The 10,103-nt window shown below is 61.2% G+C and carries 17 protein-coding genes; 3 read left to right on the top strand and 14 right to left on the bottom strand.

Annotated elements, in window-relative coordinates; all coding sequences use genetic code 11:
- Positions 1-117 precede the first annotated feature (117 nt).
- The 14 genes from ACGYLA_RS03005 to ACGYLA_RS02940 all read right to left on the bottom strand — a co-directional run bounded on the left by ACGYLA_RS03005 (position 118) and on the right by ACGYLA_RS02940 (position 8,090).
- Positions 118-303, bottom strand: coding sequence for a hypothetical protein (locus ACGYLA_RS03005; RefSeq protein ID WP_394430192.1), 186 nt, complete (start codon positions 301-303; stop codon positions 118-120).
- Positions 300-2,003 carry a DNA cytosine methyltransferase gene (locus tag ACGYLA_RS03000; protein ID WP_394430190.1) on the bottom strand — a complete coding sequence of 568 codons (1,704 nt, stop codon included), beginning with the start codon at positions 2,001-2,003 and terminating at the stop codon, positions 300-302. The genes ACGYLA_RS03005 and ACGYLA_RS03000 overlap by 4 nt, the downstream gene beginning before the upstream one ends.
- Positions 2,000-2,239, bottom strand: coding sequence for a hypothetical protein (locus ACGYLA_RS02995; protein ID WP_394430188.1), 240 nt, complete (start codon positions 2,237-2,239; stop codon positions 2,000-2,002). Before ACGYLA_RS02995 ends, ACGYLA_RS03000 begins: the two co-directional genes overlap by 4 nt.
- On the bottom strand, positions 2,236-3,324 hold the full coding sequence (locus ACGYLA_RS02990; RefSeq protein ID WP_394430186.1) for an AAA family ATPase: 1,089 nt from the start codon (positions 3,322-3,324) through the stop codon (positions 2,236-2,238). Before ACGYLA_RS02990 ends, ACGYLA_RS02995 begins: the two co-directional genes overlap by 4 nt.
- A 19-nt stretch (positions 3,325-3,343) precedes the next feature.
- On the bottom strand, positions 3,344-3,598 hold the full coding sequence (locus tag ACGYLA_RS02985; protein WP_394430184.1) for a hypothetical protein: 255 nt from the start codon (positions 3,596-3,598) through the stop codon (positions 3,344-3,346).
- A 30-nt stretch (positions 3,599-3,628) separates the two neighbouring features.
- Complete coding sequence (locus ACGYLA_RS02980; protein WP_394430182.1) at positions 3,629-4,585, bottom strand: PD-(D/E)XK nuclease-like domain-containing protein; 957 nt, start codon at positions 4,583-4,585, stop codon at positions 3,629-3,631.
- The gene (locus ACGYLA_RS02975) at positions 4,582-5,697 is read right to left on the bottom strand and encodes a hypothetical protein (RefSeq protein WP_394430180.1); all 1,116 of its coding nucleotides are present in this window, start codon (positions 5,695-5,697) and stop codon (positions 4,582-4,584) included. Before ACGYLA_RS02975 ends, ACGYLA_RS02980 begins: the two co-directional genes overlap by 4 nt.
- An 11-nt stretch (positions 5,698-5,708) precedes the next feature.
- Complete coding sequence (locus ACGYLA_RS02970; RefSeq protein WP_394430178.1) at positions 5,709-5,894, bottom strand: hypothetical protein; 186 nt, start codon at positions 5,892-5,894, stop codon at positions 5,709-5,711.
- Positions 5,891-6,076: a hypothetical protein gene (locus tag ACGYLA_RS02965; protein WP_394430176.1), complete on the bottom strand. Its 186-nt coding sequence runs from the start codon at positions 6,074-6,076 to the stop codon at positions 5,891-5,893. The genes ACGYLA_RS02970 and ACGYLA_RS02965 overlap by 4 nt, the downstream gene beginning before the upstream one ends.
- Complete coding sequence (locus tag ACGYLA_RS02960) at positions 6,073-6,396, bottom strand: hypothetical protein (protein WP_394430174.1); 324 nt, start codon at positions 6,394-6,396, stop codon at positions 6,073-6,075. Before ACGYLA_RS02960 ends, ACGYLA_RS02965 begins: the two co-directional genes overlap by 4 nt.
- On the bottom strand, positions 6,393-6,647 hold the full coding sequence (locus ACGYLA_RS02955) for a hypothetical protein (protein WP_394430172.1): 255 nt from the start codon (positions 6,645-6,647) through the stop codon (positions 6,393-6,395). The genes ACGYLA_RS02960 and ACGYLA_RS02955 overlap by 4 nt, the downstream gene beginning before the upstream one ends.
- Positions 6,648-6,846: 199 nt before the next feature.
- Positions 6,847-7,113: a hypothetical protein gene (locus ACGYLA_RS02950; protein WP_394430170.1), complete on the bottom strand. Its 267-nt coding sequence runs from the start codon at positions 7,111-7,113 to the stop codon at positions 6,847-6,849.
- 55 nt (positions 7,114-7,168) lie between these two features.
- A complete protein-coding gene (locus ACGYLA_RS02945; protein ID WP_394430168.1) occupies positions 7,169-7,465 on the bottom strand; it encodes a hypothetical protein in 297 nt (98 codons plus the stop codon).
- A gap of 19 nt (positions 7,466-7,484) precedes the next feature.
- Positions 7,485-8,090: an XRE family transcriptional regulator gene (locus ACGYLA_RS02940; protein WP_394430167.1), complete on the bottom strand. Its 606-nt coding sequence runs from the start codon at positions 8,088-8,090 to the stop codon at positions 7,485-7,487.
- A 92-nt stretch (positions 8,091-8,182) separates the two neighbouring features.
- On the opposite strand from ACGYLA_RS02940, the gene ACGYLA_RS02935 reads away from it, so the two are divergent.
- From ACGYLA_RS02935 to ACGYLA_RS02925, 3 genes are all read left to right on the top strand, one after another.
- Positions 8,183-8,392 (top strand): helix-turn-helix domain-containing protein, encoded by a 210-nt coding sequence (locus tag ACGYLA_RS02935; RefSeq protein ID WP_394430165.1) that lies wholly within the window; start codon positions 8,183-8,185, stop codon positions 8,390-8,392.
- Positions 8,393-8,485: 93 nt separating this feature from the next.
- Entirely contained in the window at positions 8,486-8,917 is a 432-nt protein-coding gene (locus ACGYLA_RS02930) for a hypothetical protein (RefSeq protein WP_394430163.1), read from the top strand.
- 746 nt (positions 8,918-9,663) lie between these two features.
- Positions 9,664-9,927, top strand: a complete 264-nt coding sequence (locus tag ACGYLA_RS02925; RefSeq protein ID WP_394430253.1) for a DUF2312 domain-containing protein — start codon at positions 9,664-9,666, stop codon at positions 9,925-9,927.
- Positions 9,928-10,103: the final 176 nt, after the last annotated feature.

Below are 10,103 nucleotides of genomic sequence, written 5' to 3'. Positions count from 1 at the left end.
GTAGCGGGCAGTGACGCCCTTGGTTGCATCTATAGGTGCAGTCACAGGTCGGCTTAAGCATCGCGGCCGCTTGGTGTGCTGCGACGATCAGAAATGCCGCGATGTGCGATAGGGCTTTCATCGCGCACCCTCCAAGGACTGCGTTGCGATTAACTGGCACGACGCCAGCGACGGGTTTCGCTTGATCGCCGCCATGCCGCCGCGCAGGGCTTCAACACGGTCGGCAAGTTGCAGGACAAGCGGGTCGCGGCAGCCAAGGTCGCGGGCCTCGCGGATGAGGTCTTGGTCGGTGGGGTGAGTCATGCGGCGGCACTCCTTGCGGTGAGGTGAGCACAGTTTGCGCGGACCAGTGCCGCAGCGATCGGTGGACATACTGAATTGCCGCAGCAACTGACCTGAACGTTCTTGGTGAAGGGCTGGAATGACCAGTCACCGTCAGTTTCCGTCCAAACACCGTCGATCACGTAATCGGGTGGGAAACCTTGCGCGTTGAATAGTTCGCGCGGTGTCAACATGCGGAGTCCGATGTCGACCACCACGAAAGTTTGACCGTCGATGGTCAGGGTTACGTACTCGCCACCATCCCAAGCATCGTGTGCGCGCAGGAACTCAGCCACCTCCCGGGCCCGGGCGTCGTGCTCCGGCCGGAAGGGCGGGGCTGACAGTTCCGCTTGGGTGTGAGCGAAGCGGTCCTTGACCGTCACAGTGTGCATCGGGTCGACAGCGCGCGCACCGTCACCTGTCCCATAATATTTGGCGAAGAATGCTGTGACGGGGGTCTGGTGGCTGCCGCTGGCCGCTACCGTGCTGATCGGGTCGCGCGGATCGTGGCCAGCATGGCTCTCCATTCTCGGGCCGCCGTTATGCTGGGCGAGGAAGGCGGCCACCGGATACTGTTTTACGCCGCCGGCTACTACCGTGTTCAGCGGGGCCGTGATGTCGAGCGCGCGTGGCCGCTGACCGGCTCGCTCTCCGTTGCCGACATGGATCATTGAGGCCGCGACCAGCGCGCTGTGACCGCCGCCAGCCAGAACGGTAGGGTGCGGGGCGTTGACCGGTACGCTGCGGCGCGCGGTTCCCTTCATAGACATCAGGCTCGGACAGATCGCCGCCTTTTCGCCGCGGTTTGCCCCGGTGATCGTGCGGAAGGGTTCGGCCGCGCCTTCGGCTCGCGCACCGTGGGTGAGGTTCACGAGGAAAGGCTCGTCGGCGTCCAGAACGTACCGCTTCATGCCACGCGCCACCCGTGCCAGCGTGTTGTTCGCCAGCGGACGGATAGCGCGCAAACCGTGCTTTTCCTTGATGACTTCCGATGTGTCGAAGATCGACGGGCAGGGGATCGACCAATCGATGCACTCTGCGGCGGTGCGCCACGGCTTGAGCTTGCCAGCCTTCACCAGCTTTGACTTGGGGTCGCCATGGGTGGGCTTCGGCCATGTGATAGGTAGGCCATCCCTGCGCGCGACAAGAAACCAGCGTTTGCGGATCGTCGGTGCGCCGTAGTCGCAGGCGCGGAGCTCGCGTGACTGAACCTTGTACCCGGCGTTGCGCAAGCGTTTCAGCCATGCCTCGTAGGTGATGCCGGAGAACTCCTTGATCGGCTTGCCGCCTTCGCAGATCGGCCCCCAGGTCACGAACTCTTCGACGTTTTCCATGCAGATCACGTCAGGCTTCACGTCCTCAGCCCACTTCACCACGACCCACGCGAGGTCACGGATATTGCGATCACGCACCGCTCCTCCCTTGGCTTTGGAGAAGTGCTTGCAGTCCGGGCTTGCCCAGAGGAGTGCCACAGGTTTGCCACCGGTGGCGGTCAGCGGATCGACATCCCAGATATTGCTGTCGAGGTGTACGGTGTCGGGGTGGTTCACCGCATGCAGGGCCAAGGCGGGCGCAGAGTGGTTAATCGCGATGTCGGGGCTGCGGCCCAGTGCCATCTCGATTCCGGTGGACGCACCGCCGCCACCAGCAAAGCTGTCGATGATCAGGGGCAAGTCATTCACGTGCGTTCCTCCAGAAATCGGACCAGCGCGCCGTGAAGTTGGTTGTCGCTCTCGTCGTCGCTCTCCATCGCTTCGATCAGCAGGCGCAAACCATCTGCCGCAATGTCGAGGGTGTCGCCTGCACCGGTGTTGGAGTGGGGCTGCACCGCGCCCTCCCGGGCAACTTCGACCAGATCGCTGACAGCGCCTGAAAACTGTCCAGCAGCCGCGAGGAGTTTACTGATCTGGCCGCTCACGCCGCATCCTCCTGAGCCTGTGCGTCAGCAGCAGCGCGTGCTTCTGCCTCGGCAGCTGCCATCTCTTCAGCAGAGGGCTTGGCGCTGGCGAACGGGTCTTCGTCATCAACGTCCTGCACCGCGTCAGCCTCAATGGCCAACTGCTGCAACTCATCCATGATGGTGGCCACGATAGCGCGTTGCGGCTTGTCGAGGCTCTGCCAGTGGGCGGTGAACTTCTCCTTGCCAGTGCGAGCGATGGCGCGCGCCGCGTCGAGCAGTTCCTTCTGTGCCTGCGCGTCACCTTGGCCCTTGGCCCATGTCGCCATGGCACGGCCCGTCTCGACGCCCATGGGGCGGCGCGGGTCGAGCAGTGCTTTGAACTGGTCCGCGACTTTGATCTGGTGGACGGGGCAACCTGGCGCCGCTGGATCAAGAATGATCTGTGTCGTCATTTCGAAGATCAGGGAGGCGTCACCAGCAATATCCCACGGCACATCCTCGCGGCGCAGTTTGGTCGGGCGGGCATTCTTGGCGCTGTTGCCATAGCCGCGCTGCATCACCGGTTTTGCCCTAGTGCAAATGATGATGTTGGTCTTGGCCCGGATGATCCGATCTGTCAGGCGACGGAAGCGCGGCTTCACTTCGGCCCAAGCCAACTGCGAACGCTTGTCGCGCTGGTTTGCATCATCACCGGCCAGACGGTCCAACGTGGTAGCGTGAAGGTCGAGCATACCGCCGACGCCTTCGTGCGAGTGACTGAAGCTGTCGATCACGATCACTGGGAGTTCGGCAGCCTCTGCGGCGTCGATGTATTCGATCCAGCGCTCTGGGCCGAACCCAACGATATCGCCGTTCTCGTCATCGGCACGCATGTCACAGTGAACCATCTCGGGGAATGCGGCCTTGTAGTGCAGCGCGCGTCGGTTCTCGGTGTCGATGAACCCGATCGGCGCGCCCTTGCGGCCTGTTACAACCTCGGCGATGCCGCGGGCGATCAGCAGGGCAGAGTATGTCTTGCCGGTGCCGGAACCGCCCGACAGGCCGATCGCAAGGTTGAGTGGCTCTGTGATCTCAGAAACGGGGGTGAAGCGGATAACGCTCATGGGGTGTCCTTTCGTGAAATTAGTGAGATGCGGTGTAATTGGTGAAGCCTGGTAGCTTTCCGGCCTGCCAAGTTTTGTACCGCTCAGCGATCCAATCGGGAGATTTGAGAACAGACGGTTCGCCGGTCAAAGCTGCCAAAGCAGCTTCTGGATCACCTGCCCGCAGATGGCGTTCAGCCTCGTCGACCTTGGCTTGCAGTCGCTTGGCGTCAGTTGCGCCTTCGCACGTTCCGTCGCAGGGCTCTTCATCTATCCAAACTTCGACATATGGCATGGTGGTGTCCTCTGGGGAGAAAATGGGAGTTCACTCAGCCGCGTAGCCTTCAGGCGCCTGCCAGCGGCCAGCGGCATCCAGCACATCACGCCCGTAGTGGCGCTTGTGGTCGGCCTCGGCGCTCTCGCGCTCCAGCCACTTCGCGTGGTAGAACTCAGGCAGTTCGATGCTGACCACGCCATCCGGGTATCCCGGCCAGTGGTCGGTGCGGATGCAGTTGCCCCAGATTTCGCGGGCTCGGGCGGTCTTCTTCGACGCCATCATCAGGCTCTCGTTGCCCATCTGGACGACGCAGACCTCATAGGGCGCCGACTTCTCCTGGAAGATGAACCTGAACAGCCGCTCTTCGCCCGTCGCAGCTTTCCAGCAATCGAGATAGTGCCGCGCCTGCACATCGTAGCCGTAGTTCATCACCGCCCGGACGCAGGCATCTGGCGAGGCATCGACGCAGGTCTTGAAGTCATAGAGGGGCTGCGATGGGTCAATCGGTGCGTTGTCCACCATGGCGCGGCAAGGGACGCCGCCGATCTCGGCCAGCACCACGGCTTCGGAGTTCTCCGGGTCCAGCGCGATGCCATTGTCGGCCATGCGCTGCGCGGCAATCGCTGCCATCTCGCCGATCTGGTCGACCTCTTCGGCTTTCAGCGGCGTTATGCCGGCGGCGCGGGCCTCTGCGATCCATTCCTTCGCGGCCTTTGTGCTGGCTGCACCGTTGGAGGCGAGCAGATCAGACGGGATCGCCTTATAGTCGCCACCTCGGCCCAGCACCGCCCGGTGAGCCGCGCGGCCAATGTCGAAGGTCTTCTTGTCGGTTGGTTCCCAGTTCGGGTTCAGCTTCGGGTGCTGCACCCATGCGTGAAGCGGCGACTGGTTCAGCAGGACGCGGGCGAGCGTGCTTGATAGGCTAGGCCGGTCGGACGGGTCAGCGTGGTACTGGTCGTCTGACAGGTCGCGGTAGACGCCGGGGGTGAGATTGATCTGGTTCATAGCGTCACTCGGGTGTGAGGCACCTTGCCATCGATCAGAGCATCAGCCAGCGCAAACCAGTTGCCAGCATCGAGCGTTTTTAGCCCCTCGGCGATCTCGTTCCGGATGCGGACCCGATGCGCCTGATCCGCTTCACGCTTGGCGCGGGCTACATCGGCTCGGCGCTGCTCTTCAGCAATGCGGTCGCGCTCACGCTGGGCGGCTGCTTCCTCGCGCTGCTTTGCTTCGGCCATTTCACGGGCGTGGCGTTCTGCGGCTTCCTTCTCGCGGCGCGCGGCATCCTCTTCCGCCTGCTTGCGGGCGCGCTCAGCTGCTTCGGCCTTTTCGCGATCGGCTTGCTCACGGCGATCCGCTTCTGCCTTCTCAGCTTTATCCGCTGCGATGCGGTCAGCTTCCGCTTTTTCAGCGGCCAGACGTTCCTGTTCGGCTTTGGCTTGAGCCTGACGCTCCGCCTCAGCTTTCGCCGCTGCTTCCTCGGCATCCTTCCGAGCACGTTCCTCGGCCTCGGCGCGCAGCCTTGCGAGTTCGGCAGCTTGATCCTCGCGGACCTTCGCAGCCTCATGCCATTGCGTCAGATCGGTAAGCGACTGCTTTTTCTTGGCATCAGCGATCTCTTGATATTCCGCCCAGCTATCATCAACCGAGATTGCCTTGATGCGATCAATCTCGACAGTGATGGTTTCCGTGTCGCGCATCTGTACGGGCGCAGGTGTGAGCGATTGCAGGGCATCCTTGAGGCGCTTGATCCGCGCTTCTTCAGTAGCTTCCCATTCATCAAGGGGCTTGCGAACCTCCGCCTTCAGGGCATCCAGCCGCTCACGGATCTTCCGCCGCTCTGCATCGACCAAAGCAATCTGCTTCCGCGCATCGTCGGTCAGGCTTTTACCCGCGGCGTCGAGCGTAGTTTTGCTGCGAGCGACTGTATGGGCCAGTGAGGCGATAGCCTTGCGACCTTTGGCGGTCGACAGATCAGGCGCGTGGCTGCGAGCCTCAGCTTCAATGCGGCTGATCACGTCATCAACCTTGTCAGGCTTGGCAAACATTGCAGTGAGGTCGGCGCCAGCTGGCAGCGCGAGCGCCGTGCCGGTTTCAATTTGGGTCTGATCGTTCATTGCTTATCCTCTCAGCAGCGCGCAGTTGCGCAGTCAGGGTGGGTTGTCGGGTATTGGCTCAGCGCGGCTGACGCGGCGTCGATAGCAACGGCAGCGCCTAAGCCTGCGATGGTGAGCCATGCGAAGAACCACGCACGGGATTGCTGGCGCTCTTGGCGCTGCACCTCGGGGGATGGGTGGGACTGGGTGATCATCATCCGCACTCCAAATCGAAGGCGATGGCGCGGCGCGTCTCAGCATCCTTCCGCGCCTCACGGTCAGCCCACAGGTCTTCCAGCACATCGCGGAAGTCATCGACGGGTTCTGGCTCTGGCGCGGTCTTGCGGCGGGCGAGGATGTGGTCGAACCACTCGGCGCCGAGGAGGGAGGTGATCTTCATTGCAGCGTCTCCCCGTGTACCAGTTCAATGCGGCGAACCGCCTGTAGCCCAAGCTGGAACAGCGCGCCGATAGTGGAGTAGTGGAACGTCTCGCCGCATTCCTCGACGGTCAGGCCGATCATGGTGGCCTGCGTTTGCCCGTGGTCGGTTGCGTGTTCAAAGAAGGCGGTGACAATCGCGCCTTCTTCGTTCTCAGGGTCGTTCCGCTCGTTCCATGCGTCTGTTACGTCGCATTCACTGTCTGCCAGCGGGGCTTGCTTGAGATACATCGGCGCAGGCTGTGATAGCGGCACCTGTGGGATAGGCTGGTGGAGGGTCATGCTGCGTTCTCCTGTGCGTGTTGCGCCGCGATCTGGCGGCATTCCTGCGCGGTCCCGGTGTGGCCGGTCGTGCCATCGGGAAAGGTCAGGACGTATTCGCTGCCGTGCGGGTCGCTTGCTTCAGCGCGATAGCCACCAGTTCCAAGCCAAATGCCGTCGCCTTGGTGGTGCCACCGAATAGCCGCCACTCTGCCGACATACGCGGCGTTGCGGGCGAGGGTCTCGAAGGTGCTGCGGGTTTGCATGGTCATCTCCATTACCGGGTTGGTATGGAGGATATTTACACTATGTAAAATAGCAGTTCAAGCATAAATTTTACACAGTGTGAATTTTATGCTGCCCGCAGCTGCCACCCCATGCTACAACACCCCCACCAGCCCGGCGGCAGGCAAAGAAAAACCCGCCACTAGGGCGGGTGCTGGTAGGCTAGAGGGGTCGGACTGTACGGCGCTACCCAGTATTCAGCAGCGACTGCAATTTATCCTGATAGGTGAGTAGGGCGGCGATCACTGCTAACGCGGCCAAAACAGCCGACACGATAAACCCCTTGGATGGCAGGTGGTCTACCTTAACCTCCAAACCCTTGAGGCGATCCCTCACATCCTTCATGTCTCCGCGCAGGTCGGTCATGTCCCGCTGAACATGCGTCATTGCTGCCTCGAGCTTTACTGTGCGTTCCATCATGTCTCCGCCGTCCGGTGGTTCGGTGCCGCCCATTCTAGCACGCCCCTCTACCTGTGTCTCGGTGTTGTCGACTTCAAGACGAATTCGGTTAGTCACTGGATACCTCCGAGGGCGCGATGTTGAGTCCTATAACGTCCGAAGAGAAATACGCTGCGTTACCGCAATTCTTGCAGGTGATCCGTACCTTTGGCCCGCTATCAGGCAGGGCTAAATAGTTGGCATTGGGGTCATACGGCTTTTCACCTGACAGCTTGGCCAGAATAATCCAGTCATTCTTTTTGCAAACCCAGCAGCCATCCGTCAGAACTCTTTCCAGATGTCGCCTTACGGTTGCCATTTGCTGTTCGCTTAGGGTCCAGGTGTCTTCTTCTTTTTCTGACGGCATCTCGATCTCCGCGTTTCTGTTAAACCCGCCGCGCCATATCCGCCGGCAGATGCATCCGCACCCGCGCGGCCCATTTGAGCTTAACGTCATGCTGATTATCGGCGCCGGGGTTCAGAGATATTAGATTGAACAGACCCGGCTCTGATCCTGCGCGCACCTGTTTCACCCACCCCATGCCGTTCACGTCCTCGCAGACGCAGCGGTGGCCTATGGCGTCTGTCGGTATGCCGTCAGCGGCATTGCGCGTGTAGAACAGCAGATCGCCAGCGGAGTAGACGGGTTCCATGCTGTCGCCCACGATCTCAACTGCAACGATGCCGTGCGGCGATAGCTGGGGTGGGCATTCGACTTGCGGCCCGTCGCCTTTTTCGTAGGCGTCGAACACCGGGACCATCGCGCCAGCGCCGACAGCGCCCGCTATGGCGACCGTGGGGCGCTCTTCTATGATCAATTCGGAAGGAGATACGCAGAAGATATTTGCCAGACCTTCAAGATAGGTCTCATTCATCCTGCGCTTGCCAGACTCAAGACCATTATAGAGCGAAACCGAAATGCCAAGCATGTCGGAGACTTCCTCTTGCGTCAGGCTTGCGGTCTTCCGCCGCTCACGGATGTTGAATTTCATCCCATGTGTATGCCCGTCCGGCTGTGAGCCGACCATAAACACTATGTAAAATCCCTATTGCAGGTTAAATTCACATAGTGTAAAAAAATAGTATGGATATAACCGAACACATCAACTCGAACGGGTTGTCGCGAGCGGATGTCTGCAAGGCAGCAGGTATCTCCCGCGCTCACCTCAGCCTCATTGAGGCTGGGCAACGGAAGATCGGGGTCTCGAAGGTGAGGGCGCTCGCCGAGGCACTTGGCGTTTCGGTTGGGGATCTCCGACCAGACCTGACCGATGTGTTTGGTGACGCCGCCTAATGCCGCGCCCCTCCCTCCATCTCTGTCAAAACACCCTGTCATGCGCTGAGCCTGCGATGGTTCGCGCTGATATCAAAGGAAACGAGGTTGCCAATGCCTGACCTTCGCAAGCTGGTTAATGCCCAGATGGCCGCACTGATCGACGGAACGTTCGGCTGTCTTGACGCTGCGGCGGAAACCATCAACGCACGCACACACGGCCACGTCAGCAAAGGTACGCTGTCGAAGCGATTGTCAGGGCAGCTGGGCTGGCCGGTTGAGGATGTGGCAGCCCTAGAAGACGCAGCGGGTCGCTACCCGGTCAGCCGGATGCTGGCGCGCCGCATGAACGCTAACGGGCCCACAGCCTCGGCCTGCCTCTACGCGGCATCGGGCGTTGCATCGAAAGAAGCGGGCGAGGCTATCTCCGCCGCTCTGTCCGCTGCTCAGTCTGTTGACGGTGATCTGACCGAGGCGATCCGTGAGGCGATTGAGGCGGAAGCTGCGATGCGTCGCCTGCGTGAAGCGCTAGAGGCAGCGCAGTGACTGTTGCTCGACCCGGCGCGCGGCTGGAATACCGCGGAATATCTTCTTGTCGGACTGTTCCGGTGCCTTCTGCCGCCAATGCGGGCTCTACTTGGTCCGGCAGTTCGAGCGTCAAAGGTCGACCATCCGTCATCGCCTGCGCGCGCCTTAACGGGCCTGCGGTCTATTTGGTCACCGCCGATGCGCGCCTACGTGCGCCCACTGCCCGTTCGGCCGCCGCCCGCGCGCGCCCGCGCGCGCCTAGGTGGCGCTCGCCTGGGTCTGCGATAACCGGCACGCGAACAATCTTTGCAGCGAGGGGACCCTTATGACACCGCAACAAGTCGCAGCAGCAGAGAACCGAGCCACGCGGATCGCATGGGGCGAAAAGCCTGAGCCACGGCGGTTCTCTCAAAAGAACGTGGCAGAAAAGGTGCGTCCATATCTCGGTTCGGGGCTAAGCCGCAGCGAGGTTGCCCGGCGGATTGGATGCACGCGGCCAGCGGTCAGTGATGCTCTTAAGAAGATCGGAGGGCAGCTGTGACCGCCACCGCGCGCAGAGAGGGTGATTACGTCATCCTTACGGTTCCCATCGAGGAGGTCCACGAGCTGCGGGTCGCGCTTCAACCGTGTCCGTGCAAGTCGACCAAATCACACGCCACGACCCGCATTCGGGAGCGGTTTGTGCGCGGCTTGGGGATGGCCGTTGACGGCAAAAAGATAACGCAACCCAAGGGTTAGTGAAAAACTTTCAGGAGAGAAATGAAATGGACAATTCACCTATTGACCAATCCGACAGCCAGCGGGTCGCGGCGAGCGAGTTGCGCCAATTTGTTGAGCGCATTGAGCGCTTGCGCGGCGAGATGGCCGACCTGAAAGAACAGGAGAAAGAGGTCTTCGCGGAACTGAAAAGCCGCGGCTACATGTCACGGCCAATCCGCACACTTATCAAAGAACGGGCGACCGACCCCGACAAGCTGGCGGAAGATCAGGCGGTGCTTGAGATGTATCGGGAGGCTTTGAGCTCCTGATGGCGCGCGTAGGATTTGAAGCGGCGCTGACCGCGCTGAAAAGCGGAGACCGGATCATGGTCACGCTCGTTGACCCGAACAAAGTATCGGACCGGACCCGCTACAACCTTCTGGGGGGGGGGCGCTCTGACAGCGACCACGTTCGAGCGCCTGAGCGATCATATCGAGCCGGTGCG

This window comes from Sulfitobacter sp. 1A13679, from assembly GCF_043557115.1.
GTDB lineage: Bacteria > Pseudomonadota > Alphaproteobacteria > Rhodobacterales > Rhodobacteraceae > Sulfitobacter > Sulfitobacter faviae.
This window is presented reverse-complemented; position numbering and strand designations above follow the sequence as displayed.